Origin of the sequence: Brachybacterium sillae, from assembly GCF_025028335.1 — a bacterium.
GTDB lineage: Bacteria > Actinomycetota > Actinomycetes > Actinomycetales > Dermabacteraceae > Brachybacterium > Brachybacterium sillae.
The window spans coordinates 537,966-564,709 of sequence record NZ_JAFEUW010000001.1; the positions used below are offsets into that span (position 1 = coordinate 537,966).

21 protein-coding genes, 1 tRNA gene and 1 pseudogene are annotated in these 26,744 nt (G+C 71.4%); 12 read left to right on the forward strand and 11 right to left on the reverse strand.

Going from position 1 to position 26,744, the window contains the following annotated elements; all coding sequences use genetic code 11:
- Positions 1–23 precede the first annotated feature (23 nt).
- The 4 genes from thrB to lysA all read right to left on the reverse strand — a co-directional run bounded on the left by thrB (position 24) and on the right by lysA (position 4,977).
- Positions 24–944 (reverse strand): homoserine kinase, encoded by a 921-nt coding sequence (gene thrB / locus JSY14_RS02420; RefSeq protein ID WP_259557176.1) that lies wholly within the window; start codon positions 942–944, stop codon positions 24–26.
- Positions 941–1,999 (reverse strand): threonine synthase, encoded by a 1,059-nt coding sequence (gene thrC / locus JSY14_RS02425; protein ID WP_259557177.1) that lies wholly within the window; start codon positions 1,997–1,999, stop codon positions 941–943. The genes thrB and thrC overlap by 4 nt, the downstream gene beginning before the upstream one ends.
- Positions 2,000–2,101: 102 nt before the next feature.
- Entirely contained in the window at positions 2,102–3,436 is a 1,335-nt protein-coding gene (locus tag JSY14_RS02430; RefSeq protein ID WP_259557178.1) for a homoserine dehydrogenase, read from the reverse strand.
- A 125-nt stretch (positions 3,437–3,561) separates the two neighbouring features.
- Complete coding sequence (lysA, locus tag JSY14_RS02435; protein WP_259557179.1) at positions 3,562–4,977, reverse strand: diaminopimelate decarboxylase; 1,416 nt, start codon at positions 4,975–4,977, stop codon at positions 3,562–3,564.
- 215 nt (positions 4,978–5,192) lie between these two features.
- On the opposite strand from lysA, the gene JSY14_RS02440 reads away from it, so the two are divergent.
- On the forward strand, positions 5,193–7,445 hold the full coding sequence (locus tag JSY14_RS02440) for a bifunctional alpha,alpha-trehalose-phosphate synthase (UDP-forming)/trehalose-phosphatase (protein ID WP_259557180.1): 2,253 nt from the start codon (positions 5,193–5,195) through the stop codon (positions 7,443–7,445).
- A gap of 121 nt (positions 7,446–7,566) precedes the next feature.
- Here the strand turns inward: JSY14_RS02440 and JSY14_RS02445 are convergent.
- From JSY14_RS02445 to JSY14_RS02465, 5 genes are all read right to left on the reverse strand, one after another.
- Positions 7,567–7,642: transfer RNA gene (locus JSY14_RS02445), tRNA-Arg, on the reverse strand.
- Positions 7,643–7,734: 92 nt separating this feature from the next.
- Positions 7,735–8,775: a tRNA (adenosine(37)-N6)-threonylcarbamoyltransferase complex transferase subunit TsaD gene (gene tsaD / locus JSY14_RS02450; RefSeq protein ID WP_259557181.1), complete on the reverse strand. Its 1,041-nt coding sequence runs from the start codon at positions 8,773–8,775 to the stop codon at positions 7,735–7,737.
- Positions 8,776–8,803: 28 nt separating this feature from the next.
- Positions 8,804–9,691, reverse strand: a complete 888-nt coding sequence (locus JSY14_RS02455; RefSeq protein WP_259557182.1) for a M23 family metallopeptidase — start codon at positions 9,689–9,691, stop codon at positions 8,804–8,806.
- 280 nt (positions 9,692–9,971) lie between these two features.
- On the reverse strand, positions 9,972–11,024 hold the full coding sequence (locus tag JSY14_RS02460) for a hemolysin family protein (RefSeq protein ID WP_259557183.1): 1,053 nt from the start codon (positions 11,022–11,024) through the stop codon (positions 9,972–9,974).
- A complete protein-coding gene (locus JSY14_RS02465; protein ID WP_259557184.1) occupies positions 11,017–12,357 on the reverse strand; it encodes a hemolysin family protein in 1,341 nt (446 codons plus the stop codon). The genes JSY14_RS02460 and JSY14_RS02465 overlap by 8 nt, the downstream gene beginning before the upstream one ends.
- A gap of 195 nt (positions 12,358–12,552) precedes the next feature.
- Here JSY14_RS02465 and JSY14_RS02470 point away from each other — a divergent pair, with 195 nt between their 5' ends.
- From JSY14_RS02470 to JSY14_RS12510, 5 genes are all read left to right on the forward strand, one after another.
- Positions 12,553–13,290 (forward strand): response regulator transcription factor, encoded by a 738-nt coding sequence (locus JSY14_RS02470; protein WP_259557185.1) that lies wholly within the window; start codon positions 12,553–12,555, stop codon positions 13,288–13,290.
- Positions 13,283–14,434: a HAMP domain-containing sensor histidine kinase gene (locus JSY14_RS02475; RefSeq protein WP_259557186.1), complete on the forward strand. Its 1,152-nt coding sequence runs from the start codon at positions 13,283–13,285 to the stop codon at positions 14,432–14,434. The genes JSY14_RS02470 and JSY14_RS02475 overlap by 8 nt, the downstream gene beginning before the upstream one ends.
- A gap of 69 nt (positions 14,435–14,503) precedes the next feature.
- Positions 14,504–18,370, forward strand: coding sequence for a multifunctional oxoglutarate decarboxylase/oxoglutarate dehydrogenase thiamine pyrophosphate-binding subunit/dihydrolipoyllysine-residue succinyltransferase subunit (locus JSY14_RS02480; RefSeq protein ID WP_259557187.1), 3,867 nt, complete (start codon positions 14,504–14,506; stop codon positions 18,368–18,370).
- Between the two features lie 54 nt (positions 18,371–18,424).
- On the forward strand, positions 18,425–19,063 hold the full coding sequence (locus JSY14_RS02485) for a GDSL-type esterase/lipase family protein (RefSeq protein WP_259557188.1): 639 nt from the start codon (positions 18,425–18,427) through the stop codon (positions 19,061–19,063).
- A 78-nt stretch (positions 19,064–19,141) separates the two neighbouring features.
- Positions 19,142–19,216 carry a 50S ribosomal protein bL37 gene (locus JSY14_RS12510; protein WP_432803646.1) on the forward strand — a complete coding sequence of 25 codons (75 nt, stop codon included), beginning with the start codon at positions 19,142–19,144 and terminating at the stop codon, positions 19,214–19,216.
- 99 nt (positions 19,217–19,315) lie between these two features.
- On the opposite strand, the gene JSY14_RS02490 is transcribed toward JSY14_RS12510, so the two are convergent.
- The gene (locus JSY14_RS02490; RefSeq protein WP_259557189.1) at positions 19,316–19,669 is read right to left on the reverse strand and encodes a zf-HC2 domain-containing protein; all 354 of its coding nucleotides are present in this window, start codon (positions 19,667–19,669) and stop codon (positions 19,316–19,318) included.
- Complete coding sequence (locus JSY14_RS02495; protein ID WP_259557190.1) at positions 19,666–20,319, reverse strand: sigma-70 family RNA polymerase sigma factor; 654 nt, start codon at positions 20,317–20,319, stop codon at positions 19,666–19,668. Before JSY14_RS02495 ends, JSY14_RS02490 begins: the two co-directional genes overlap by 4 nt.
- A 140-nt stretch (positions 20,320–20,459) precedes the next feature.
- Here JSY14_RS02495 and JSY14_RS02500 point away from each other — a divergent pair, with 140 nt between their 5' ends.
- From JSY14_RS02500 to JSY14_RS02525, 6 genes and pseudogenes are all read left to right on the forward strand, one after another.
- Complete coding sequence (locus JSY14_RS02500) at positions 20,460–21,116, forward strand: DoxX family protein (RefSeq protein WP_259557191.1); 657 nt, start codon at positions 20,460–20,462, stop codon at positions 21,114–21,116.
- Positions 21,117–21,153: 37 nt separating this feature from the next.
- Complete coding sequence (gene aroA / locus JSY14_RS02505) at positions 21,154–22,485, forward strand: 3-phosphoshikimate 1-carboxyvinyltransferase (protein WP_259557192.1); 1,332 nt, start codon at positions 21,154–21,156, stop codon at positions 22,483–22,485.
- A pseudogene (rsgA, locus tag JSY14_RS02510) lies at positions 22,482–23,521 on the forward strand (ribosome small subunit-dependent GTPase A). The gene aroA and the pseudogene rsgA overlap by 4 nt, the downstream one beginning before the upstream one ends.
- Positions 23,522–23,591: 70 nt before the next feature.
- Complete coding sequence (locus JSY14_RS02515; RefSeq protein WP_259557193.1) at positions 23,592–24,383, forward strand: inositol monophosphatase family protein; 792 nt, start codon at positions 23,592–23,594, stop codon at positions 24,381–24,383.
- A gap of 147 nt (positions 24,384–24,530) precedes the next feature.
- Positions 24,531–25,751 carry a pyrophosphate--fructose-6-phosphate 1-phosphotransferase gene (locus tag JSY14_RS02520; RefSeq protein WP_259557194.1) on the forward strand — a complete coding sequence of 407 codons (1,221 nt, stop codon included), beginning with the start codon at positions 24,531–24,533 and terminating at the stop codon, positions 25,749–25,751.
- A 171-nt stretch (positions 25,752–25,922) separates the two neighbouring features.
- Positions 25,923–26,663 (forward strand): C2 family cysteine protease, encoded by a 741-nt coding sequence (locus JSY14_RS02525; protein WP_259557195.1) that lies wholly within the window; start codon positions 25,923–25,925, stop codon positions 26,661–26,663.
- The last annotated feature ends 81 nt before the right edge of the window (positions 26,664–26,744 follow it).

Here is a 26,744-nt window from a genome sequence, read left to right on the forward strand (position 1 = left end):
CGACGTGCGGTGCGGACGCGCCGTCAGGCTACCACAGGGGTAGCACCACACCCGTCGATCCCCATCCGCGCAATCCTCCAGGCCGCGGGATCGTCCACGACCCGGCGCACCAGGTCCCTCAGACCCTCCCCCGGCCCGCCGAGCACCAGCACCGAGGGGCCCGCCCCGGAGACGACAGCAGCGTGCCCCTCGGCGCGCAGCACCCGCACCAGTTCGATCGACTGGGGCATGGCCGCGGCGCGATAGGCCTGGTGAAGACGATCCTCGGTGGCCTCGAACAGCAGCGCCGGATCGCGGGTCAGGGCGTGCACCAGGAGTGCCGCACGGCCGGCGGTGAAGGCGGCATCCGCATGGGGCACCTCGGCGGGCAGCAGCCCGCGGGCGGTGCGGGTCGACAGGGCGCCCGAGGGCAGCAGCACCACCGGCGCCAGGGCCTGTCCCGTGGCGGAGGTGTCCAGGCGCACCGCCCGCGCTCCTTCGGGGGCTGTCCAGGAGACCGTCACACCGCCGAGCAGCGCGGGAGCAGCATTGTCCGGGTGGCCCTCCAGGCGAGAGGCGAGATCGAGCAGCTCCACGTCCGGCAGTGCCTCGGGCTCCGCGACGAGCTCGCGCGCCAGCAGCAGTCCGGCGACGACGGCGGCGGCGCTGGATCCGAGGCCCCGGCCATGGGGGATCCGGTTGCGGCAGCGCATCCGCACCCCGATCTGCGGGGCACCGAGATGGTCGAGGCCCTCGCGCAGCGCCCGGAGCACCGCATGGTCCTCGCTGCGGGGCACCGACTCGGCGCCCTCCCCCTCCACCTCGATCTCGAGCCCGCCGGCCATGGCGGTCACCTCGACCGTGTCGTGCAGCTCCAGGGCCAGGCCGAGGGAGTCGAAACCCGGCCCCAGGTTGGCGCTGGTGGCGGGGACACGGACCCGGGCCTGCTGTCGGCTGATCCTCACAGGCCCATCGCCTCGGCCGCCGCCGACACATCGACGGGGATCAGCGTGGGCGTGATGTCCGCCCCGCGCAGAGCGGTCTCCGTGTCCTTCAACCCGTTCCCGGTCACGGTGACGGTGATGGTGGCCCCGTGGGGCACCCGGCCCTGCTCGGCGGCCTGCAGCAGACCCGCGACCGAGGCCGCCGAGGCCGGTTCCACGAACACTCCGACCTCGGAGGCGAGGATCTGCTGGGCGGCGAGGATCTGCTCATCGGTGACGGCTTCGATGTGGCCGCCGGAGTCGTCGCGCGCGGCGGTGGCGAGGTCCCAAGAGGCGGGTGCGCCGATGCGGATGGCGGTCGCGACGGTCTCCGGATCCGGGATGGGGCGGCCCGCGACGAAGGGCGCGGCCCCCGCGGCCTGGTACCCCCACAGGGCCGGCGTCGCGTCGACGATGCCCTTCTCGTGGTACTCGCGGAAGCCCATCCAGTAGGCGGAGATGTTCCCCGCGTTGCCGACCGGCAGCACGTGCACGTCCGGCGCCCGGCCGAGGGCGTCACAGATCTCGAAGGCGGCTGTCTTCTGCCCCTGAAGACGCCACGGGTTCACGGAGTTCACGAGCTCGATCGGGTATTGGGCATCGAGCTTGCGGGCGATCTCCAGGCAGTCGTCGAAGTTGCCGTCGACCGCCACCAGGCGGGCGCCGTGGACGATCGCCTGGGCGAGTTTCCCGGCCGCGATCTTCCCCTGGGGAAGGAGCACCACACAGTCCAGGCCCGCCCGGGTGGCGTAGGCGGCGGCCGAGGCACTGGTGTTGCCGGTGGAGGCGCACACCACGGTACGGGCGCCGTCGTTCAGGGCGCGGGACATGGCCGAGACCATGCCGCGGTCCTTGAACGAGCCGGTGGGGTTCATGCCCTCCACCTTCACGTGCACCTCCGCACCGACCGTCGAGGAGAGGGTCGGCGCATGCACCAGCGGGGTGCCCCCCTCCCCGAGGGTGAGGAGGGTCTCGCCGTTCTCGAACGGCAGGTGCTCTCGGTACTCGGCGAGGACGCCGCGCCACTGGTGTGCCATGCGGCCATTATCCGGGGCCGGGCCCGGCGCATGCGCCGACGTCCGCGCGGCGGACGGTGACGGATGCGGGGCGCGCCGCGCCGCCGGCCCACCGGATCGCGGTCAGTCCCCCTCCACCCGCAGGCGGGAGTCGAGCGAGATCACCGCGTCGGTGGCCTCCAGGCGCTCGCAGGCCTCCCGCACGGCCGACTCCTCGGCCCGGTGGGTGACGATACCGATCCGCGCGCGCTGCTCGCCCTCCTCCGGGAGGGCCGCGTCCGAGAGCAGCGGTTCCTGGTGCAGCGTCGAGATCGAGATCCCGTGCGCGGAGAGGATGCCGGCGATCTCGGCGAGCACACCCGGGCGGTCGTGCACCGTGAGCGAAAGGTAGTTGGCGGTGCGCAGGGTGTCGATCGGGGCGATCGGCAGTTCGGCATAGCTGGATTCCCCCGGCCCCTTGCCGCCGTGGACGCGCTGCCGCGCCACCGCCACCAGATCACCGAGGACCGCCGACGCCGTGGGAGCACCCCCGGCACCCTGACCGTAGAACATGAGGGACCCGGCGGCGTCCGCCTCGACGAACACCGCGTTGTACGCCTCCGCCACGGACGAGAGCGGATGCGAGGCAGGCAGCAGCGCCGGGTACACCCGGGCGGAGACCCGCTCCCCCTCCGGCCCCTCGACCCGCTCCACGATCGACAGCAGCTTGATCACGCGGCCCATGCGGGTGGCGGCGGCGATGTCCTCCGCCCGCACGCGGGTGATGCCCTCACAGTGGACGTCCTGGATGCCGACGCGCGTGTGGAAGGCGAGGGAGGCGAGGATCGAGGCCTTCGCCGCGGCGTCCAGCCCCTCCACATCCGCGGTGGGGTCAGCCTCCGCGAAGCCCTTCTCCTGCGCGAGGGCGAGAGCATCGTCGAAGCCGGCACCGCTGCGGGTCATGAGGTCGAGCACGAAGTTGGTGGTGCCGTTGACGATGCCGAGCACACGCTCGATGCGGTCGCCGGCGAGGGACTCGCGGATCGGGCGCACCAGGGGGATCGCCCCCGCCACGGCCGCCTCGAAGTGCAGGTCGACGCCGTGGTCGTCGGCAGCCTGGTACAGCGCCGCACCATCGGCCGCGAGCAGGGCCTTGTTGGCCGTGACGACGCTCGCGCCGTTGCCGAGGGCCCGCAGCAGCAGGGAGCGAGCCGGTTCGAGGCCACCCATCACCTCCACCACCAGGTCGGCGCGTTCGACGAGGGAGTCGGCGTCCTCGGTGAGGAGAGCCCGATCCACGTGGGGTCCGCGGTCGCGGTCGAGGTCTCGCACCGCCACCCCGATCACCTCGAGGGGGGCGCCGATGCGCTGGGCGAGGTCCTCCTGCTGCTCGGCGAGCAGGCGCAGCACCTCGGAACCGACGGTCCCGGCGCCCAGCACCGCCACGCGCAGGGGGGTCGTGCGAAGGGTCTCGGTCATGGGGTCTCCTCACCGTCCCGGGGGTGGATCGTCGGGGATCGTCACCGGGACTGTAGCGGTCGCACCGGCGTGCGCGCGGTGCGGATGAACGTGGGTGTCGGGGGCGGGAGGGTCGGGCGCAGTGGTCAGCCGGCGTCGAGGGCGAAGAGATCGTCCTCGGTCTCGCGGCGCATCAGCGGGCGGATCTCGCCGTCACGCACCGCCACCACGGCGGGCCGCGGCACATGGTTGTAGGTGGACGCCAGGGAGTAGCAGTAGGCGCCGGTGACCGGCACCGAGATCAGGTCTCCGCGTCGTACGTCGGCGGGGAGGTACTCGTCCTTGACGACGATGTCGCCGCTCTCACAGTGCTTGCCGACCACACGTACCACCACCGGCTCGGCGTCGGAGACGCGGCCCGCGAGCAGGCAGGAGTAGTCGGCGTCGTACAGGGCGGTGCGGATGTTGTCGCTCATCCCGCCGTCCACCGCGACGTACACCCGGTGATGCGGGCCGCCCAGCTGCACATCCTTCACCGTGCCGACGGTGTAGAGGGTCTGCGTGGAGGGGCCGGCGATGGCACGGCCGGGCTCCACCAGGATCCGCGGCGGCTGCAGGTCCAACTCATCGCACTCCTCCCCCACGATCCGGGCGAGGCCCTGTGCGAGCTGCTCCGGGGTCTGCGGGGTGTGCTGGGTGTTGTACATGACGCCGAAACCGCCGCCGAGGTCCACGGTGCGGATCTCGTGGCCGAGCCGGTCGCGCACGTCCCGCACCAGGCGCAGCACCCGCCGGGCCGCCACCTCGAAACCGCCCACGTCGAAGATCTGCGAACCGATGTGGGAGTGGATGCCCTGCAGCTCCAGGTGCTCCGGACGGGCGAGCACCCGCCGGGCCGCCTCGAAGGCATCCCCGGAGGTGAGGGAGATGCCGAACTTCTGATCCTCGTGGGCGGTGGCGATGAACTCGTGCGTGTGCGCCTCGACGCCGGTGGTGATCCGCAGCATGACCGGAGCGACGGTGCCGAGCTCCTCGGCGAGGGCGGCGACCCGGTCGACCTCCTCCAGGGAGTCCAGCACGATCCGACCGACACCGGCCTCGAGCGCCCGACGGATCTCGGTGTCGGACTTGTTGTTGCCGTGCAGGGTGATGCGCTCGGCGGGGAAATCGGCACGCAGCGCCACGGCGAGCTCCCCGCCGGAGCACACATCCAGGGAGAGACCATCGGCTGCGACCCACCGCGCCACCTCACGGCACAGGAACGCCTTGCCGGCGTAGGAGACCTCTGCACCCCCGAGCCCGCCGAAGGCCTCCTCGAAGGCGGCGCGGAACCGCAGGGCCCGGCCCCGGAAGTCCTGCTCGTCGACGACCATCGTCGGCGTGCCGACCTCCTCGGCGAGACGGTCCACCCCGACGCCGCCGATCTCCAGGCCCCCGTTCTCGGCGCGACGGGTCCCGGCCGACCACAGCCCGGGGATCAGGGCGTTGACGTCCTGCGGGTACGGCAACCAGCTGGGGCTCGCATCGTTGCCGTGCAGGGCACCGGCCTCATGGGCGCGCATGGGAGGACCTCCGGAAGGGGTGGGTGTGGAACAGGCGGACCGGGGACGGACGCCCGCACCCTACGGTGCCCGCCTCGGCGACCGGGCGACGGTCCATCCTCTGACATGGGGAGCGACCCGGTGCCGCCGCCGTCCGGTCGGTTCCCGCCCCGGTCGACTGTCACCCGGCGTTGGTAGCCTCGGGGAGTCCGGCCCTGCGTCGTAAGGAGCCCGCTGTGCCCACCCATGACCTCGTCATCGTCGCCAACCGACTGCCGGTGGATGCGAAGACCCTCCCCGACGGCGCCACCGAATGGGTGACCAGTCCTGGCGGCCTGGTCACCGCCATGGAATCGGTGATGCGCACCGTCGATTCGGGTGCCTGGGTGGGCTGGCCCGGCTCCCCCGACGAGGACCTCGAACCGTTCCAGGCCGACGGCATGCACCTGTACCCGGTGATGCTGACGCAGGATGAGGTGGAGAAGTACTACGAGGGGTTCTCCAACGGCACGCTGTGGCCCCTGTACCACGATGTGATCGCCGCCCCGTCCTTCCACCGCGCCTGGTGGGACGCCTACGTCAGCGCGAACCGGCGCTTCGCCCGGGCCGCCGCTGAGGTGGCCGCCCCGAACGGCACCATCTGGGTGCACGACTACCAGCTGCAGCTGGTGCCCGAGATGATCCGCGCGGCCCGTCCGGATGTGCGCATCGGCTTCTTCAACCACATCCCGTTCCCTCCCTTCGAGCTGTTCGCCCAGCTGCCCAAACGCAAGCAGGTGGTGCGCGGTCTGCTCGGCGCCGACCTGGTCGGCTTCCAGCGCGAGAACGATGCCCAGAACTTCCTCAGCTCCGTCCGACGGCTGCTGGGTTACCACGTCGACGGCCAGCGGGTGACGGTCCCGGGGATCGGTACCGCCCCGGCCCGGGGGGTCACCGCCGGCACCTTCCCCATCTCCATCGACTCCCGCGCCGTCAGCGCGCTGACGGAGGACGAGGACGTGCGCGAGCGCGCCGCTCAGCTGCGACGCGAGCTCGGCGACCCGGCGAAGATCGTGTTGGGAGTCGACCGTCTCGACTACACCAAGGGCATCCGTCACCGCCTCAAGGCCTGGGGTGAGCTCCTGAACGACGGGGCGGTGGACCCGCACGACGCCGTCTTCGTGCAGGTCGCCACGCCGTCGCGGGAGCGGGTGGAGGCCTACCGGCAACTGCGCGACGAGGTGGAGCTGACCGTCGGCCGCATCAACGGCGACTTCGCCCCGATCGGCCGCCCGGCGATCTCCTACCAGCATCGCTCCTTCTCCCGGTGTGACATGACGGCCCTGTACATGGCGGCTGACGTGGTGCTCGTGACGGCGCTGCGTGACGGCATGAACCTGGTGGCGAAGGAGTATGTGGCGTCCCGTCCCGATCTGCGCGGCGTCCTGGTGCTCTCCGAGTTCGCCGGGGCCGCCGACGAGCTGCGCGCTGCGATCCTGGTGAACCCTCACGACATCGATGAGCTGAAGGCCGCCACCCTGCGCGCCCTGCGGATGCCGGATGACGAGCAGGAGGAGGCGATGCGCTCGCTGCGGCGCCAGGTGATGGACCATGACGTGCAGGCCTGGGCCCACGCCTTCCTCGCGGAACTGGAGAGCACCGGTCAGCCGGAGGAACCGAGCACCCCCACCATCCGTCTGGCCGACGGGGAGGACACGACGGACGAGGACCTCTCCGCGGCCCTGGAGGCCTTCGTCCACACCCCGCGGATCCTTGTGGCCTCGGACTTCGACGGGGTGCTGGCGCCGATCGTCTCCGACCGGGACGCGGTGCAGCCGGATCAGCGCGCTCTCGGTGCCCTGCGGGACCTGGCCGAGCTCGGCGGGGTGAACGTCGCCCTGATCTCCGGCCGCGCCCTCGCAGACCTCGACCGCCACACGCGGATGCCCAGTTCGGTGGTGTTGGTGGGCAGCCACGGTGCGGAGGTCGGCGCCCTGCCGGCGGAGATGAACGCCGGGGTGCTCGACGCCGCAGCACTGACGATGGATGAGGGCCGCGAGGCTCTGCTCGCCTCCATCACCCGCACGCTGCAGCGGATCGCCGATCAGCACCCGGGTGCGGAGGTCGAGGTGAAGCCGACCGCCGCGGTGCTGCATACGCGCAACGCCCGCGGCCGTGGCGCGGTGAACGCCACCGAGGACGCCCTGGAGTACGCCCGCTCGCTGCCGGATGTGAACGTGGTGCCGGGCAAGGAGGTCGTCGAGTTCTCCGTGGTGCACTCCTCGAAAGGCGCGGCCCTGGAGGCGCTCGCCCGGGCCTGCGCCGCCGATGCCTGGCTGTACCTCGGCGATGACGTCACCGACGAGACGGTGTTCGCACTGGCGGAGGACGGCGACGTCCCGGTGAAGGTCGGCGAGGGGGAGACCGCGGCGAGCCTGCGGATCTCCGATCCCGAGGCCGCCACAGCGCTCCTGCAGCGGGTCCTGGAACTGCGGCGGGCCCGCGGCTGAGACGCGCCGGGCCCGCGGGTCGGTCGTCCGACGCCACAGACAGCCGAAGCCCGCCACCGTCGAGAACGGTGGCGGGCTTCGTCTGTGGTGCTGCGTCGTCTCAAGAGATTCTCTCGGGACCTGGTGCCCGCGACAGGATTCGAACCTACGACCTTCTGCTCCGGAGGCAGACGCTCTATCCACTGAGCTACGCGGGCGGACCGATCCAGTGTAGCAACGATGCGGCCCTGATCGGCCGTCCAGGTGGAGCCGTCGCCTCGGTGAGGCGCAGCTCACCTGTGCGATCGGGTCACGGCAGGGGCAGCTGCGCTCCGTGCAGCACCGCCGACGGGTCCGCGCCGATGCCCAGACCGCTGGGCTCCGCCCCGGCCCGTACCAACAGGTCGCCGACGGCGGCGATCATGGCGCCGTTGTCGGTGCACAGCGAGGGCGGCGGCACCCGCAACTGCACCCCCAGGGCGTCGCAGCGTTCCTGGGCGACGGCCCGCAGGCGCGCGTTCGCCGCGACACCGCCGACGATCACCAGGGTGTCCAGCCCCCGATCCTGGACCGCCCGCAGCGCCTTCGTGACCAGTGCATCGACGACCGCCGCCTCGAAGGACGCGGCGACGTCCGCGACGGGCACCGGCTCACCGCGGCGCTCCAACGTCTCGACAGTGCGCGCGACGGACGTCTTCAACCCGGAGAAGGAGAAGGTGTAGCGCGGGTCGTCGGCCCTCATCAGCGCCTGCGGGAAGGCGAAGGCGGTGGGGTCCCCGCCCTGAGCGGCGCGGGAGATCGCGGGGCCGCCGGGGTATCCGAGGCCGAGCAGCCGAGAGACTTTGTCGAAGGCCTCCCCGGCGGCGTCATCCAGCGTGTCACCGAGGTGTTCGATCGGATCGCGCACCAGATCCCCGACGTGGAGGATCGAGCTGTGCCCGCCGGAGACGATCAGCACGATGCTGCGTTCGGGCAGCGGTCCGTGCTCCAGGGTGTCGGCGGCGGCATGCCCGGCCAGGTGGTGCACCCCGTAGAGCGGGAGGTCCAGAGACCAGGCGATGGACTTCGCCGCGGCGAGGCCCACGTGGACGGCGGTCGCCAGCCCGGGCCCGGAGGTGGCGGCCACATGGGTGATGTCCCCCAGCTCCACCCCGGCGTCCTGCAGCGCCAGCTGCAACGTGGGGACCGCGGCCTCCAGATGAGCGCGGGCGGCGATCTCGGGGACCACGCCCCCGAACTCGGCGTGCTGGGCGGCGCTGGACGCGAGTCCCTGCCCCAGCAGGACACCGTCCGCGACGATCCCGAAACCGGTCTCGTCGCACGACGACTCGACGCCCAGGACCACACTCATGCCGGAACGCTCCCTGCGGATGCTGCGCTCAGCGCAGGAGGGTCATCGGGTCGGAGTAGTCCCCGGCGGCGTCCATCTTCGCGAAGTGGAGGTGGCAGCCGGTGGACCGACCGGTGCTGCCGGCGCGGCCGATCACCTCGCCCTGGGAGACGGTCTCCCCCACCGAGGTGTCGAAGCTCTGCAGGTGGTAGTACCCGGTGATGACACCGTCGCCGTGGTCGATCTTCACGCGCTTGCCGGAGGTGCGGTGGTACTCGACGGCCACCACGGTGCCGGAGGCCGCCGCGTGCACCGGGGTGCCGCAGGAGGCGTCGAAGTCGACACCGTTGTGCATCTTCCGATACCCCAGCACGGGGTGCACGCGCATGCCGTACCCCGAGGTGATCGTCCCGTCGACGGGCCGGATGTATCCGGAGGCGGAGGCCGGGGCCGCGGGGCCGGCGTCCCTCGCGTTCTCACCGTCACCCTCGGTCGCGTCACTGCCGCGCTCGTCCCCCGGCAGGTCCTCGGCGTCCGTCGACGGCTCCTGCGCGACCGGCGCACTGATGTCGAGAGCGGTGGCGGAGTCATCGGTTCCGAGGGGGACGCTCTGCGCCGCGGCGGAGGAGACCGCAGCGCGGTCACCACCGGAACGCGTCGCGTCGGCATCGGTCGGGCGGATCCCGGCCGTGGCGGCCTGCGCGGGCGCCCCGGCTCCCTGGGAGGCAGCGGCCTCGGAGGCCGAGGGCGCGGGCTCGCTCGGCTGCGCGGCGAGCACCGGGATCTGGATGGGCTCGGCGACCGTCGGGGCCGCGGCCGGGGCCGCAGGGGCGGCCGCGGGCTGGACCGCGGGGGCGTGGGCGGTGCCCGCGGAGGCGGAGGCGAGGGGGACAGCGATCGTGGCCGTGGCCAGAGCACCGATCATGCCGACCTTCACCGCACCGGTCCTCACTGCCGGGTCCCGGTGGGCACCCTTCGGGGCAGGACGGAGCGGGCGGACGGCGCAGGGTCCGGCGGCGCGATGCTGGCCCACGGATACCTCTTCCGATCGGGGACGGGGGTCACGGCGATCGGGGACGACTCGGGGGACGAAGCACGTCACCGAACAACCGTGTCCACGGTAGTCACCTGGGAACGCTCTGAGAGCGACTGAGGCGGAGGTATTGCCAATGCTTTAACGACATCCCGCGCCGGTTGGACGGGGGTTGACGGACGACTCAGACCCGGCGGGCCTGCATCACATCCTTGACCTCGCCGACCAGCTCCTCGAGCACGTCCTCGAGGAACACGGCACCGATGCTGCGTGCGGCCGCGGAGTCGACGCGGGCCATGTGCGCGCCGTTGTACTGCATGGCGCGCAGAGCCTCCTCCACGTCGTCGTCATCGGCCACCGACACCACCGCCCGGACGATCCCGGGGTGGATGGGCCGCTCGTAGTCCTCCTCGGAGGCGTCCGGGGGCAGCAGCACATCCTTCAGGTGCAGGTATCCGACGAGGTCGCCGGCGTCGTTGCGCACTCCGATCCGGCTGTACCCGGTGCGGGCGACGATCTCCTCGATCTCCGCCGGCGACACGTCGTAGGTGACGGTCGTGACCCGATCCATCGGAACCATCACGTCACGCGCCAGGTGCCCGGAGAACTCGATGGCCCCGTGCAGCAATCCCTGATCGTCGGCCAGCAGGCCCTCACGGCGGGACTCGTCCACGATCGCCGCGATCTCCTCGGCGGTGAACTCGCTCTCCACCTCGTCACGGGGTTCGATCCCGATCATCCGCAGGATCGTGTTCGCGGTGTGGTTGAGCAGCCAGATGATGGGCGTGATGAGCCGGGCGATCAGCACCAGCGGCGGGGCGAGCACCAGCACGGCGGCGACCGGCATCGCGATCGAGATGTTCTTGGGGACCATCTCGCCCAGCACGACGTGCAGGTACGAGGCGATGAGCAGCGCGATGGCGAAGGCCAGCGGATGCACCAGCGACTCCGGGACGTCGAAGCGTTCGAACTGCGGTTCCAGCAGGTGGGCGATGGCCGGTTCGGCGACGGCACCCAGAGTCACCGAGCACACGGTGACGCCGAACTGCGCGGCCGCCAGCATCGGCGACACGTGCTGGATCGCCCACAGCGCGGTGCGGGCCCCGGGGCGCCCCTGGTCGACGAGCGGCTCGATCTGTGAGCGGCGAGCGCTCATGATCGCGAACTCCGCGCCGACGAAGAAGGCGTTGCCGACCAACATGGCCAGGCCCAGCAGGAGCGCGGCCGTGTCACTCATCGTCGTCCTCCTCGTCCTGGCGGGCGATCAGGGCGGAATCCTCCAGGACCTGCAGGCGGACCTGGTCCACGCGTCGGCCGTCCATCTCCAGGACCTCGAGCCGGACCCCGTCGGCCTCGACCACATCACCGACCACGGGGATGCGTCGCCGCAGGTCCATCACGAGCCCGCCGAGGGTGTCGTAGGACGGTGACTCGGGGATGCGGACCCCGAGTTCGCGGCGGATCTCGTCGGGACGCATGAGCCCGGAGACCGTCCACCCACGATCGGATTCCTCCGTGTACCGCTCGTGCTGGTCGTCGTCGTGCTCGTCGGAGACCTCGCCGACGATCTCCTCGACCACGTCCTCCAGGGTGGCGATGCCCGCCGTACCGCCGTACTCGTCGACGACCACCGCGAGCTGCGCCCCGAGGTCGCGCAGGTCCATCAGCAGGGCGTCGAGGCTCACCGTCTCGGGCACGCGGGGCACCTCGGCGACGAGGCTGCGCACCGACGTGGCGGAACGTTCCGCGCGGGGCACGGAGACCGCCTGACGCACCTGCACGATGCCCAGGACGTCATCCTCGCCGCCGTCGATGACGGGGAAACGGCTGTGGCCGGTCTCGCGGCTCAGCTCCAGCACATCCGAGGCGGTGGCGTCGGCCGGGATCGAGACCATGGCCCCGCGGTGGGTCATGACGTCCGCAGCGGTGCGCTCGGAGAGGTGGATGGTGCGCGAGAGCAGCACCGCGGTGCCGGAGTCCAGTTTCCCGGACCGGGCGGAGTGTCGCACCAGGGAGTCGAGCTCCGCGGGTGAGCGCGCCGCGGACAGCTCCTCCTGCGGTTCGATGCCGACCAGCCTCAGCAGGGTGTTCGCGGTGGCGTTGAACACCGCGATCAACGGGCGGAAGAGCAGGGTGAAGGCATGCTGGATCGGCGCCACCACCTTGGCGGTGGCCATCGGTGCGCTGATGGCGAGGTTCTTCGGCACCAGCTCCCCGGCGAGCATCGAGAACGCATACGCGATGGCCATCGCGGCGATCACGCTGACGGTGCCCGCAAGGGTGGATGACAGCCCCACCCGTTGCGCCAGTGGCGCCAGCAACGAGGCGAGCGGTTCCTGCACCGCGAAGCCGAACAGCAGCGTGGTGATGGTGATGCCCACCTGCGCTCCCGAGAGGTTCGTCGACAGGTGGGTCAGAGCCCGGAGTACACCGGCGGCGCGACGATCCCCGTTCTGCACGGCCTTCTCCACCGTGTGCTTGTCGAGGGCGACGAGGGAGAACTCGGAGGCGACGAAGACGGCGGTGCCGAGAGTCAACAGCACCCCGGCGCCCAGCAGAAGCCAGGTCATCGGGAGCTCACCTCAGCCCTCGGGGCCCCGACCGGGCGAGGCCGGATCGAGGGGCGGGTCGGGCACGCGGAGGCGGGCGGGACAGGGCGGCGCGGAAGACGCGCCCGGGGACTGGACCCGGGGGCGTCGGCGGAACTCGAGCGCATGATGCCCGGAGTCTACGGGCTGGCAGGCACACCGTCCTACCCTGTGACCATGTCGACGCACACCCCGACTCCGCCGCAGGATGCCCCGACCACCGTCGTGGTGGTGGAGGACGAACCCGCCATCGCCCGAGCCATCGCCGACCGCCTCGAGGCCGAGGGCTGGCGGGTCGAGCTCGCCGGCGATGGGCCCGGCGGGGTGGAGACGGTGCAGCGGGTGCGACCCGACCTGGTCGTCCTCGATGTGATGCTGCCCGGTTTCGACGGTCTCGAGGTGTGCCGACGCATCCAGGCGGAGGACCCCGTGCCGGTGCTCATGCTGACTGCGCGGGACGACGAGACGGACATGCTGGTCGGCCTGGGGGTCGGTGCCGATGACTACATGACCAAGCCCTTCTCCCAGCGCGAACTGGTGGCGCGGCTGAAGGCCCTGCTGCGGCGGGTTCGGCGCACCCCCCAGACGATGGAGTCCTCCCCCGGCAGCGCCCCCGTGGTGCAGATCGGCGATCTGGTGATCGACCGGGCCGCACGCCGGGTCTCCCGTGGGGGTGTCCCCGCGCACCTCACCCCGACGGAGTTCGACCTCCTCGTCTGCCTGGCCCAGGCCCCCGGCACCGTGTTGACCCGGGAGCAGCTGCTGGCGGAGGTGTGGGACTGGGTAGACGCCACCGGCACCCGCACCGTCGACTCCCATGTGAAGGCACTGCGCCGGAAGCTCGGGGCGGATCTGGTCCGCACCGTGCACGGCGTCGGCTACGCCCTCAGTGCCCCGGGCGAGGGCGATGCCTGAGACCGGGGTGTCCGATCAGCGCTCCGGGCGGCCCGAGCGGCGACCCGCCCATGACCCATGGGAGGGTCTGGACGTGCGGCCCCTGGATCCTCTGCGGTCGTTCAAGGTCAAGCTGGGGGTCCTGGTCGCCACCACCGTGACCGTCGGGGCGGTGCTGACATGGGCGGGTCTGCGCTCCTCCGTCCCGCCGTGGGTCACCATCCCCGTCGTCGTCGCCCTGTGTCTCGTGGTGACCCAGATCCTCGCGCGCGGCATGACCCGCCCGTTACGACAGATGACGCGGGCGGCCCGGGCCATGGCCCGCGGCGACTACTCCCAGCGCATCGATGCCACCAGCCGGGATGAGGTGGGGCAGCTGGCGGAGGCGTTCACGGTGATGGCCCGCGATCTGGAGCAGACCGACCGCCTGCGCCGCGACCTGGTGGCGAACGTGTCCCATGAGCTGCGCACACCGGTGGCGGCCCTGCGCGGTCAGCTCGAGAACCTGGTCGACGGTGTCACCGCCCCCGACGAACGGTCCCTCGGGGTGGCCCTGACCGCGACGGAGCGGCTGAGCGAACTGGTGGACCACCTGTTGGATCTGTCGCGGATCGACGCCGGGGTGGCCGCCCTGGACCGGCAGCGCATCGACCTGTTGCCCTTCCTGCACGAAGCAGTGGATGCCGCCCAGCTGGCGGCCGCCGCGCGGGGCCGGGAGGTGCGCTGGCTGGTCGATGTCCGGCCGCGCGACCTGTGGGTGCAGGCCGATCCCGCCCGGCTGCACCAGGTGATCGCGAACCTGCTCGACAATGCGGGGCGCCACACCCCACCGGGCGGACAGGTGCGGTTGCGCGCCGGGGAGGGCGAGGACGGCCGATCGGTGTGGATCGAGGTGGAGGACGACGGCCCCGGCATCCCCCGCGACGAGCGCGAGCGCGTGTTCGAGCGGTTCCAGCGCGGCGGTGGGGCCGACGCCACCGGAGGCACCGGGCTGGGCCTGGCGATCGCGCGCTGGGTCGCGGAGCTGCATGACGGCACCATCGAGGTCGCCGACCCCGGCCGGGACGCGGCGTCGGGGCCGGAGGCCAGCTCCCGCATCCGCCTCACTCTGCCTCGGCGGGACCACGTCTCGGATCCGCAGGACGGGGAACGTCCCAAAGGGTAGGGTTGGTCCGACCGCTCCCGACAAGATGAGAAGGCTGGCGATCCGAGGGTGTCAGAGCAGACACGGTCCGTGGCAGATGTGGACCAGGAACCGGAGTTTGGACCCAATCAGTGGCTCGTCGACGAGCTGCACGAACAGTGGACGCGCGACCCCTCCAGCGTCGACCCGAGTTGGGCGTCCTTCTTCGCCCAGCGGCAGACCGGAACGGCCGGGGCGTCGGAGATGACCACCCCGGCTGAGTCGGCGCCGACCGGGGAGTCGGCGGAGTCGGACCCATCGGCTGCGGCCGCCGCGGCGACTGCGTCGGACGCGTCCACGACCGAGGCGCAGAAACCTGCCCCGGTGGATCCGGAGAAGACCCCCGCGGCCGACCCGGCCGATCGCTCGACGGTCGACGGCGACGAGCGTTCCTCGGCCGCCTCGCCCTCCCCCGATTCCACCCCGATCCCCGCGAAGGACAGCGCTGCCGTGTCCCCCGACGCCCCGAAGGTGTCCACCACCTCCGATCGCCCCCGCAAGACCGCACCCGAGCCCTCCCCCACGGCCGATATCGAGCCGATCGAGCCGGAGGTCGTGAAGCTGCGCGGCCCCGCCGCCGCGGTGGTCCGGAACATGGATGAGTCGCTCACCGTGCCCACCGCCACCAGCGTGCGGGACGTGCCGGTGAAACTGTTGTTCGACAACCGCATCGTCATCAACAACCACCTCAAGCGGCAGCGCCAGGGGAAGGTCTCCTTCACCCACCTCATCGGTTTCGCGATGGTCGAGGCGATCATCGAGCTGCCCGACATGAACAACGGCTTCGAGGTCCGCGACGGCAAGCCCGTGATGCTGCGCCGCGAGGACGTGAACCTGGGCCTCGCCATCGACATGCCGCGTCCCGACGGTTCCCGCGGCCTCGTGGTCCCGAACATCAAGGCGGCCCAGCGGCTGGACTTCCTGGGCTTCTGGAAGGCGTACGAGGACGTGGTGCGCCGTGCCCGCGCCAACAAGCTGACGATGGACGACTTCACGGGGACGACCGTCTCACTGACCAACCCCGGTGGCATCGGGACGGTGCACTCCATCCCGCGCCTGATGGCGGGTCAGGGCACCATCCTGGGTGTCGGCGCCATGGACTACCCGGCCCCGTTCCAGGGGGCGAGCGCGGAGACCCTCGCGGACCTCGCGATCTCCAAGGTCATGACTCTGACCTCCACCTACGACCACCGGATCATCCAGGGCGCCGCCAGCGGTGAGTTCCTGAAGATCCTCAGCACGAAGCTGCTGGGCGAGGACGGTTTCTACGACCGCGTCTTCACCGCCCTGCGGATCCCCTACGAGCCGATCCGCTGGGTGACGGACAACCCCCTGCACGATTCGCAGGAGGAGAAGTTCGCGCACGTGATGGACCTGATCCACGCCTTCCGCGTGCGCGGCCATCTGATGGCTGACACCGATCCGCTGCAGTACCGCCAGCGGCGCCACCCCGACCTCGACGTCCAGACGTACGGCCTGACCCTGTGGGATCTGGACCGCACGTTCCCCACCCGGGGCCTGGGCGGGAAGCCGGAGATGACGCTGCGCGACATCCTCCAGGTCCTGCGGGATGCCTACTGCCGCACCATCGGTGTGGAGTACATGCACCTCGCGGACCCGGAGGAGCGCGGCTGGCTGCAGCGGCAGTTCGAGACCCCGCGGGAGCCGCTCACCAAGGAGCAGCTCACCCACATCATGGATCGCCTCAACGCCGCGGAGGCCTTCGAGACCTTCCTGCAGACGAAGTTCGTCGGCCAGAAGCGCTTCTCCCTCGAGGGCGGCGAGGCCGTGATCCCCCTGTTGGATTCGATCCTGCACGACTCCGCGCACGACGGCGTGGAAGAGGTCTGCATCGGCATGGCCCATCGCGGTCGCCTCAACGTGCTGTCGAACCTGGCGGGCAAGAGCTACCGCCAGATCTTCCGCGAGTTCGAGGGCACCCAGTCCAGCCTGGGATCCGGTGATGTCAAGTACCACCTGGGCACCGAGGGCACCTACACCGCACGCGACGGGGAGACCACCAAGGTGTACCTAGCGGCGAACCCGTCCCACCTGGAGGCCGTGAACCCGGTGCTCGAGGGCATCGCCCGTGCGAAGCAGGACCGCCTGGAGCGCGGCGGCCGCGACTTCCCCGTGCTGCCGATCCTCATCCACGGCGATGCCGCCTTCGCCGGCCAGGGCGTGGTGCCCGAGACCCTGAACCTCTCCGAGCTGCGCGGATACCGCACCGGGGGCACGATCCACGTCGTCATCAACAACCAGATCGGCTTCACCACGGAGCCGACCAGCTCACGCTCCTCGTACTACTCCACCGACATCGCCAAGGGCACCCAGCTGGCGGTGATCCACGTCAACGGCGACGACCCGGAGGCGTGCGTGCGGGCCGCGGAGATCGCCTTCCAGTACCGGCAGAAGTTCCACCGAGACATCGTCATCGACATGGTGTGCTACCGCCGCCGGGGCCACAACGAGGGTGACGACCCGTCGATGACCCAGCCGATGATGTACCGCCTCATCGATGGCAAGCCGAGCGTGCGCAAGCTGTACACGCAGACGCTCATCGAGCGCGGTGACCTCACCGAGGACGAGACCCAGGACGTGGTGCGGAACTTCCAGAAGCACCTGGATCAGGCCTTCACCGAAGCCCGTGACGCCGGCCCGGAGTCCACGAACGCCGACGAGGACCCGGCCGCGTCGCGCTCCGAGGTCGCCGGGTTCGAGCTGCCCGCCTCCCAGCGTGGTGAGGCGCGCACGGAGGGTCCGGTGGAGACAGCCGTCGATGCCTCCGTGCTGGAGCGCATCGGGGATGCCCAGGTCGGTTGGCCCGAGGGGTTCGCGGTGCATCCGAAGCTTGAGCCGCTGATGCGCAAGCGCCAGCAGATGTCCCGCTCGGGTCGCATCGACTGGGCCTACGCCGAGCTGCTGGCCTTCGGCTCGCTCCTCATGGAGGGCACGCGGGTCCGTCTGGCCGGTCAGGATTCGCGCCGCGGCACCTTCACCCAGCGCCACAGCGTGCTGATCGACCACGAGACGCAGGACACCTACACGCCGCTGCTGCACCTGTCGGAGGATCAGGCCCGCTTCAACGTCTACGACTCGTCCCTCTCGGAGTTCGCGGCACTCGGCTTCGAGTACGGCTACAGCGTGGAGAGCCCGGACTCGCTGGTGCTGTGGGAGGCGCAGTTCGGCGACTTCGTCAATGGTGCGCAGACCATCATCGACGAGTTCATCTCCGCCTCCGAGCAGAAGTGGGGGCAGAACTCGTCCGTCGTGCTGCTCCTCCCCCACGGGTATGAGGGCCAGGGGCCGGACCATTCCAGCGCCCGCCTGGAGCGCTTCCTGCAGCTGTGCGCCGAGGAGAACATGCGCGTCGCGGTGCCGTCCGAGCCGGCGAACTACTTCCACCTGCTGCGCAAGCAGGCCAAGCAGGAGCCGCGGCGCCCGCTGATCGTCATGACCCCCAAGTCGATGCTGCGCAACAAGGCCGCCGTCAGCGCGGTGGCGGACTTCACCGAGGGCTCGTTCCGACCGGTCATCCCCGACACCACCGTCGACCCGTCGAAGGTCACCCGGGTGCTGCTGACCAGCGGCAAGCTGTATTGGGATCTGGTGGCGCACCGTGAGGCGGAGGGCATCACCGACACCGCCATCGTGCGGGTGGAGCAGCTCTACCCGCTGCCGTCTGAGGAGCTGCATGCGGCGATCGACCAGTACCCTGACGCGGAACTGGTGTGGGTCCAGGAGGAGCCGCGCAACCAGGGCGCCTGGGGGTACATGGCCGTCACCTTCGCGGTGAACGTCGGCCGGACCCTGCGCCATGTGGCGCGCCCGGCCTCGGCCTCTCCCGCGACCGGTTCGGCCAAGCGCCACAAGGCGGAGCAGGAGGAGCTCGTGCAGCGGGCCTTCACCCGGTTTTGAGCCCCCGCCCGCCCCGCACACGTCCCCGTCCGTCCGTCCCAGAGGAGAACCACGGTGAGCTCCACCGAGTCATCCACGCCCGCCGGGCCGCCCCGCATCCGCCTGATCGCCCTGGGCGACGAGCTCCTGGCCGGAGTGGGTGATGCCCGGGCGCTGGGCTGGCTGGGCCGGGCGGTCGCGAGCGAGCAGGGCCCGGACGCCCGGATCGACCTGTTCACCTCGGCGATCCCGCAGGAGACCTCCGCGGAACTGGCCGAGCGCTGGACACAGGACGTCTCCCGTCTGACCGACGCCCACGCGGCCTCCGCGGGGCTGGTGGAGCACCGGGTGGTGCTGGGTCTCGGCTCCGCAGACGTCACCACCGGCATCTCCCTGGCCCGCTCGCGCCTGAACCTGGCGAAGGTGCTGGACGGGCTGGAGCGGATGCGCACCCCCGCCTTCGTCGTCGGGCCGCCTCCGGGGCTGGACCGGGGTCGGAACCAGGCGATCCGCGAGCTCTCGGCGGCGTTCCACGACGTGTGCGCGCGCCGTCGCGTGGACTACGTGGACATGGTCGGGGGTCTGGAGGGGCACGACCAGTGGATCGAGGACCTCTCCCGCACGGGTGGCGAGCGTCCGGGTCAGACCGGATACGGTCTCATGGCGTGGCTGGTCCTGCACGGCGGCTTCGGGCGCTGGCTGGGCACCGACTGACCGGGCGACCCGTCAGAAGGGGCACCGGCAGACCTGTGGCAGAATGGTCCGGCTGTCCCGGCGAGAAAGGAGCGCGCCATGAGCAAGCGAGGCCGCAAGCGCAAGGCCCGTCGCCGCAGCGGCGCCAACCACGCCAAGCGTCCCAACGCCTGACCGGTGGCGCACGGGCGCCGAGGCGCCGAGCACGCGACGACCAGGAAGGCCCCGACCCTCAGGGTCGGGGGCTTCCTGGTCTCCCGACGCTGGGAGACCTCAGTGACGTCGGATCTGCGTCTGCTCCGTGGTCACCCGGGTGGTGCCATCCGCGGAGGTCACCGTCACACGCCGGTAGGCGACGGAGATCCGCTCCCGCAGCGCGGCCGGCGCCACCTCCTGTCGGCAGCTGCGCTGCAGCAGCGCCTTCATCCGGCGCAGCCGCTCCAGTTCGTCATGGCACTCGGGGCACTCGGCGACGTGGGCCAGAAGCCGCTCCAACTCGGCGGGGCTCAGCTCGTTGTCGGCGACCTCCTGCAACCGGTCGGCGGGGCGAGGGGCGGCCGCCGCGTCCCCACCGGGGCCTCGCCGGCCGCTGTCGCGCCGTCCCCAGGGTCCGATCGAACTGCTCATGCGTCCTCCTCCCGCGCGTCCGTCCGCACGTAGCCGTGCTCCACCGCGTAGTCACCGAGCAGCTCACGCAGCTGTCGGCGTCCGCGATGGAGGCGCGACATCACGGTGCCGATGGGCGTGTCCATGATCTCCGCGATCTCCTTGTAGGAGAACCCCTCCACGTCCGCCAGGTATACCGCCATGCGATAGTCCTCACGCAGCTCCTGCAGTGCGTCCTTGACCGCGGAGTCCGGCAGGGCGTCCAGCGCCTCGTTCTCCGCGGAGCGCAGACCTGTGCTGGTGTGGGACTCCGTCCGCGCCAGCTGCCAGTCCTCCACCTCGTCGCTCCACGCCTCCTGCGGGCGCCGCTGCTTCTTGCGGTAGGTGGAGATGTACGTGTTGGTCATGATGCGGAACAGCCAGGCGCGCAGGTTCGTCCCCGGGGTGAAGCGGTCCCGGGCGCGGAAGGCCTTCATGAAGGTCTCCTGCACCAGATCCTCGGCGTCCTGCGGGTTGCGGGTCATGCGCAGGGCACCGCCGTACAGGGCGTCGAGATGCGGCAGGGCGTCGCGTTCCAGGTCGAAGCCGGCGCCGTCGGCGGCGCCCTCCTCGACGGTGGGGGTTCGATCCGTTGCGACCCCCACCTCGGGCTCGGTCTCCGTGGCGTTCATCGTCGCTGACGATACGGCACGGACCTGCTGCCGATCTGCGGGCCCTGAGGACCTGCGTGCGGCGCAGGTCACGATAGGCTGAGGGGTGCATCCACCGGCGACCGCCGGTTCATCGTCTCCCCCAGGAACGTGAGGTCACCATGTCTGTGGTCCGCAGCATCGCCCGCCCCCTCCTCGCCGCCCCGTTCATCCTCGAGGGTGTTCGCACCGCGTCGGATCCCGAGCGCGTCCTCGGTGTCATGCCCCAGGCCACCGACCAGATCAACCAGCAGTTCGCCGCCAGCAGCGCCCCGTCGTTCCTCGACGCCCACACGCTGGTGCGGGCCACCGGTGTCGCCGCCGCCGCGGCCGGTCTGATGTACGCCAACGGCACCGCGCCGCGCCTGGCCTCCGCCCTCCTCCTCGGCACCACCTCCGTCGGCTGGGCCGGCCGCAAGCGCATCTGGGAGCTCTCCGGCGAGGAGCGCTTGCAGGAGCTGCAGTCCCTGCTGTCCGACCTGGGCCTGATCGGTGGCGTGCTGCTCGCCGTCGTCGACCACGACGGGCGTCCGAGCCTCGGCTACCGCCTGGAGAAGCTGGCCGAACAGGGCCGCAAGAAGGCCGAGCGCAAGCAGCGGGAGGCCGAGCGCGCCAAGGCGGGCAAGAAGGCCGCCAAGACCGCGAAGAAGGTCCGCCGGGACGCGACCTCGACCTCCCAGAACCTCGCCCGCTCCGCCCGGCAGGCCGTCGGCGGCGGTGATGCCCTCTCCCAGCTTCTCGACGAGATCTCGCGGACGCTGGCCACTCCGCGCCGCTGACCCGCCGCCCCGCGCGGCCCCCTCTTCCAGGAGACCCATGACCGACGTCCTGTGGACGGCACCGGTCGCGACCGGCCCGGTGGACGCTCTGGTGAGCGTCCCCGGGTCGAAGTCGCTGACCGCCCGCTGGCTGGTGCTCGCCGCCCTCGCTGAGGGTCCGAGCACGCTTCGACACCCCCTCGTCTCCCGCGATGCCCGCCTGATGCAGGACGGCCTGGAGCAGCTCGGCGCGCGGTTCAGCGGCGATGGGTCGGCCCTGGAGGTGCATCCCCTTCCCCGTCCCGACCCCACGGACCGCAGCGCAGAGCCCCTGGAGATCAGCACGGGTCTGGCCGGTACCGTCATGCGATTCCTGCCGCTGGTCGCGGCCCTGCATGTCGGCCCGGTCCGGTTCACCGGGGACGCCGCGGCCCTGGTGCGGCCGATGGGTCCGGTGATCTCCGCGCTGCGCGCCCTCGGCGTGGAGGTGACGGAGCACGGACAGGCGGGTCATCTGCCGATCACCGTCCACGGCGCCGGCCACCTCCCGGGTGGGACCGTCGAGGTCGATGCCTCGGCGTCCAGTCAGTTCATCTCCAACCTGCTGCTGGTCGCCCCCTGCGCGGACGCACCCCTGGTGGTGCGCTCCGCCGGCACGGCGGTCCCGTCGCTGCCGCATATCGAGATGACGGTCGCGACCCTGCGCGAAGCCGGGGTCGAGGTCCAGATGCGCACCGGGGACGATGGCCGACCCGAATGGGAGGTCCACCCCGGGCCCATCCGCGCCGGGGAGCGCGTCATCGAACCTGATCTCTCCAACGCCGGGCCGTTCCTCGCCGCCGCGCTGGTCGCCGGCGGTGAGGTCGGCATCGCGGACTGGCCCGAGACCACCACCCAGGCCGGGGACGCCTACCGCGAGCTGCTGACCCGGATGGGCGGCACCGTCTGGCGGGAGGGACCGGATGTGTGCGTACGCGGCGACGGCACCGTGCACGGCCTCGACGCGGACCTCTCCGCCGTCGGGGAGCTGGTGCCGACCATCGCCGCGCTCGCGGCCCTGGCCGACTCCCCCAGCCACCTGCGCGGCATCGGACATCTGCGAGGTCACGAGACGGACCGCGTGCATGCCCTGGCGGTCGAACTCGACCGCCTCGGTGCCCGGACCGTCGAGCACGAGGACTCGCTGGAGATCATGCCGGCGCCCCTGCACGGCGCGGTGGTGGAGACCTACGAGGACCACCGCATGGCCACCGCCGCGGCGATCATCGGACTGCGGGTGCCGGACGTTCGCGTGGTGAACGTGGAGACCACCCAGAAGACCCTCCCGGATTTCGTGGGGATGTGGCTCTCGATGCTGCACACGGATCGGCCCGCGGGCGGCAGCTGGTGAGTCGCCGGCTCACGGATTACGACGAGTCCGACGTCCGGATCCGGCCCAACCGGCGCGGTTCGCGGCCCAGGACGAAGGACCGCCCCGCCCACGCCGATGCGATCCCCGGCCTGGTGGTGGCCGTCGACCGCGGCCGCTGGCGCACCGTCGTGGGCTCCGGCACCGCCGAGGAGCGGGAGGTCACGGCGATGCGCGCCCGGGAACTCGGCCGCACCCCCATCGTCCCCGGGGACATCGTCGCCCTCACCGGGGATGTCTCCGGCCGCACCGACACCCTCGCGCGGATCGTGCGGGTCGAGGAGCGCAGCTCCTTCCTGCGCCGCAGCGCCGACGATGACGACGCCACGGAGCGGCCCCTGGTCGCGAACGTCGACCTGATGGTGATCGTAACGGCGCTCGCGGACCCGGAGCCCCGCGGCGGCATGATCGACCGTTGCCTCGTCGCGGCGTACGTCGCCGGGGTCGAGGCCCTGCTCGTCCTCACCAAGGCCGATCTGCGGGACCCGCAGGACTTCCTCCACGACTACGCGCCGCTGGGGCTCGACCACGTCGTCACGCAGCAGGGCCCCGACGGGGCCGTCCACGGTCTGGACGCACTGCGGGACCGCCTGGCCGACCGCACGAGTGTGCTGGTGGGGCACTCGGGGTGGGCAAGTCGACATTGCTCAACGCCCTGGTGCCCGAGGCACGGCGCGCCACCGGGCATGTCAACGCCGTCACCGGACGGGGGCGGCACACCTCGAGCTCGGCTCTGGCGATGCCGCTGCCCGGGGGCGGCTGGGTGATCGACACCCCGGGGGTGCGCTCCTTCGGGCTCGGCCACGTGGATCCTGATGACCTGCTCGACGCCTTCGCCGACCTCGCCCCGCTGGCGGAGGACTGCCCCCGCGGCTGCACCCATCTGGAGGACGCCCCCGATTGTGCTCTCGATGCGGCCGTGGAAGCGGGCCGCGCCGGGACGGCGGGACCGGCTCGTCTGGCCTCGTTCCGGCGACTGGCGGCGGCCCTGCGGCGCAACGACCCCTGGGAGGCCTGAGGCACCCGGACGGCGGGTTCGTGGGCTCCGCCTCCCCCGCGAGCGGGCCCGCGGATCGTAGGGTGAGCGCATGTCCAGCCGCTACGCCGACGATCTCCGCCTCGCCCACGTGCTCGCCGATGCCGTGGATCAGCAGACCATGAGCCGCTTCCGCGCGCAGGACCTGCAGGTGGAGACGAAGCCGGATCTCACCGAGGTCACCGATGCGGATCGCACCGCCGAGCAGATCGTGCGCTCCCAGCTGTCGCGGGCCCGATCCCGGGATCAGGTGATCGGCGAGGAGTTCGGCTCCACAGGGCATGCCGCCCGGCAGTGGGTGATCGACCCCATCGACGGCACCAGCAACTTCGTGCGCGGTGTTCCGGTGTGGGCCACGCTGATCGGTCTGATCGAGGACGGCCAGGTGGTGCTCGGGGTGGTGTCCGCTCCGGCTCTGTCGCGGCGCTGGTGGGCCGGGATCGGTTCGGGCGCCTGGACCGGTCCGCGCATCAGCTCCGCCTCCCCGCTGCGGGTGTCGCAGGTCCGTGAGATCGAGAACGCCTCCCTGTCGTACTCCTCGTTGCACGGTTGGGTCGACTGCGACCGCCTGCCGCAGATGCTGAACTTCATGCAGGGGTTCTGGCGCACCCGCGCCTACGGGGACTTCTGGTCGTACATGCTGCTGGCGGAGGGTGCGGTGGACGTGGCCACGGAGCCGGAGCTGAAGCTGCACGACATGGCGGCGCTGGTGCCGATCGTCACCGAGGCCGGGGGGCGTTTCACCTCCCTCGAGGGTGAGGACGGCCCGTTCGGCGGCAGCGCGGTCGCCACGAACGGGCTGCTGCATGAGGAGGCCCTCGCGGCCCTGGCGCCGCGGGAGTGAGTCGCTGCCACGGGATCGCTTCGACGCCGCAGGACCGGGGGGCATGGGGCCCGCGGCGGGTCCGCGGCCCCTCGTCCCCGCGGGGCGTCGGGGTGCGCCGATAGACTTCCCGGGTATCCGCATCCCCGAGGGAAGAGGTTCCGTCCCATGACCGTCCAGCGCGTCGCACTGCTCACCGCCGGGGGCTACGCCCCGTGCCTGTCCTCCGCGGTGGGAGGCCTGATCGAGCGCTACACCGAGCTGGTGCCCGACGTCGAGATCATCGCGTACAAGCACGGCTACTGGGGCCTGCTCTCCGGGGAGAAGGTCGTCATCGACGATGAGGTGCGTGCTAAGGCGCACCTTCTGCACAACTACGGCGGCTCCCCCATCGGCAACTCCCGCGTGAAGCTCACCAACACCGCGGACCTCGTCAAGCGCGGCCTCATCCAGGAGGGTGAGAACGCCCTGGAGGTCGCCGCGAATAAGCTCAAGGCCGACGGGGTGGACGTGCTCCACACCATCGGCGGTGACGACACCAACACCACCGCGGCGGACCTCGCCGCCTACCTGCACGAGAACGACTACGACCTGCAGGTGGTCGGTCTGCCCAAGACGATCGACAACGACATCGTGCCGATCCGTCAGTCGCTGGGCGCCCGCACCGCCGCCGAGCAGACCGCGATCTTCGCGCAGAACGTGCTCGCCGAGCACGGATCCAACCCGCGGATGCTCATCATCCACGAGATCATGGGCCGCGCCTGCGGGTACCTCACCGCCCAGGCCGCCGAGTACTACCAGCAGTGGCATGCCCGCCAGGAGTGGTTGCCGTCCATCGGCCATGACCCGCGCCGCTGGGACGTCCACGCCGTGTTCCTGCCGGAGATGGCCCTGGACATCGACCGCGAGGCCGAGCGCCTCAAGGCCGTCATGGACGAGGTCGGGTGCGTGAACATCTTCCTGTCTGAGGGCGCCGGTATCCCCGAGATCGTCGCCGAGATGCAGGCCCGCGGGGAGGAGCCCGAGAAGGATCCCTTCGGCCACGTCAAGCTCGACACCATCAACCCGGGCCAGTGGTTCGCCAAGCGGTTCGCGAAGAAGCTCGGTGCGGAGAAGACGATGGTGCAGAAGTCCGGGTACTTCGCCCGCTCGGCGAAGGCCAACGCCGACGACCTGCGCCTGATCAAGTCGATGACGGACCTGGCCGTGCAGGTGGCGCTGGAGGGTGGTACCGGTGTGATCGGCCATGACGAGGAGCAGGGCGACCGGCTGCGGGCCATCGAGTTCTCCCGCATCGCCGGCCACAAGGCCTTCGATATCTACCAGCCGTGGTTCCAGCAGGTGATGGAGCGGGTCGGCCAGGAGGTCCGCCCCGCCGAGGCCCACTGACCCCGGCCCATGCCCAGGACACCGCGAGGTGTCGCCGAGGGGCGGCGACGCAGCACCGTGAGTGCTGCGCGCCGCCCCTCGTGGCGTCGGAGTCTGCATGCGGCCCTGGTCCGCGCGCGGGCGGTGCGTGATGCGGCGCGGCGGCGTCTGGGGTGATCGCCCGCGACCGGGGTGCGTCTGACTGATGCGACCGACCGCGAACGCATCGACACCGGGGGGCTCGCCACCGGGAACCTCCCCCGGCAGGGGCGACTGGGGGACTGCTGGGTGATGGCGCCGCTGCTCGCGGTGGCACTCGCCGATCGGAGGGCGCCTGACCGGATGGTGTGCGCGGCGGATGACACCGACGGGGAGGCGGATGCCGACGGCACATCGGCCCGAGCGCTGGTCAGGGTGCCTCTGACGGCGCCGGATGGCCAGCGGATCCTGGTGGAGCGCCGCTACCCCACCGATGCCGCAGGCCGCTGGTTGCACGCCACGACCGCGAGTGGCGAACCCGGGTGGGCAGCGGCGGTGGAGGCCGCGCTCGCCCGCGAGTACGCCGGGTCCTATCGCATGCTCGCCCGGGGGCTGGGGCGTCTCGGGCTGCCGCTGCTGACCGGCCTGCCCACGCGCATGACGCTGGGTCGTCCGTCCGCCCGGCGGCTGGAGGAGTGGTGTCGGGCCGGGCACGCCGTGGTGGTCTCCACGCATCCGCTGTCCCCCTGGGTGGGCACCCGCAGCGGCGTACGGTTGCCACCGAACCACGTCTTCGCCGTCGAGGGTGCCGATCCGGCGACCGGGCGGGTGCGGCTGCGCAATCCCTGGGATCCGGGCCGCACAGTGGTCCTGGAGCGTCGCGAGTTCGTGTGGGGCGTGATCTCGTGCGACCGGACCCTGCGGCCCGTGCGGGATGCGCGGCCGGGCGCCTAGCCGTCGACCCTGGGGGCGGAGGGGCCGACGAGGCTCTGCCCGGTGAGGCTGCACCCTGACTGCGCACAGCAGAAGGCCCTG

What these genes read in the sequence shown, in the direction of transcription:
- JSY14_RS02515 (WP_259557193.1), top strand. Translation starts at nt 23,592, where the DNA reads ATGTCCAGCCGCTACGCCGACGATCTCCGCCTCGCCCACGTGCTCGCC.
- JSY14_RS02520 (WP_259557194.1), top strand. Translation starts at nt 24,531, where the DNA reads ATGACCGTCCAGCGCGTCGCACTGCTCACCGCCGGGGGCTACGCCCCG.
- JSY14_RS02470 (WP_259557185.1), top strand. Translation starts at nt 12,553, where the DNA reads ATGTCGACGCACACCCCGACTCCGCCGCAGGATGCCCCGACCACCGTC.
- thrC (WP_259557177.1), bottom strand. Translation starts at nt 1,999, where the DNA reads ATGGCACACCAGTGGCGCGGCGTCCTCGCCGAGTACCGAGAGCACCTG.
- JSY14_RS02430 (WP_259557178.1), bottom strand. Translation starts at nt 3,436, where the DNA reads ATGACCGAGACCCTTCGCACGACCCCCCTGCGCGTGGCGGTGCTGGGC.
- JSY14_RS02465 (WP_259557184.1), bottom strand. Translation starts at nt 12,357, where the DNA reads ATGACCTGGCTTCTGCTGGGCGCCGGGGTGCTGTTGACTCTCGGCACC.
- aroA (WP_259557192.1), top strand. Translation starts at nt 21,154, where the DNA reads ATGACCGACGTCCTGTGGACGGCACCGGTCGCGACCGGCCCGGTGGAC.
- JSY14_RS02500 (WP_259557191.1), top strand. Translation starts at nt 20,460, where the DNA reads ATGTCTGTGGTCCGCAGCATCGCCCGCCCCCTCCTCGCCGCCCCGTTC.
- JSY14_RS02460 (WP_259557183.1), bottom strand. Translation starts at nt 11,024, where the DNA reads ATGAGTGACACGGCCGCGCTCCTGCTGGGCCTGGCCATGTTGGTCGGC.
- lysA (WP_259557179.1), bottom strand. Translation starts at nt 4,977, where the DNA reads ATGCGCGCCCATGAGGCCGGTGCCCTGCACGGCAACGATGCGAGCCCC.
- JSY14_RS02495 (WP_259557190.1), bottom strand. Translation starts at nt 20,319, where the DNA reads ATGAACGCCACGGAGACCGAGCCCGAGGTGGGGGTCGCAACGGATCGA.
- tsaD (WP_259557181.1), bottom strand. Translation starts at nt 8,775, where the DNA reads ATGAGTGTGGTCCTGGGCGTCGAGTCGTCGTGCGACGAGACCGGTTTC.
- JSY14_RS02490 (WP_259557189.1), bottom strand. Translation starts at nt 19,669, where the DNA reads ATGAGCAGTTCGATCGGACCCTGGGGACGGCGCGACAGCGGCCGGCGA.
- JSY14_RS02475 (WP_259557186.1), top strand. Translation starts at nt 13,283, where the DNA reads ATGCCTGAGACCGGGGTGTCCGATCAGCGCTCCGGGCGGCCCGAGCGG.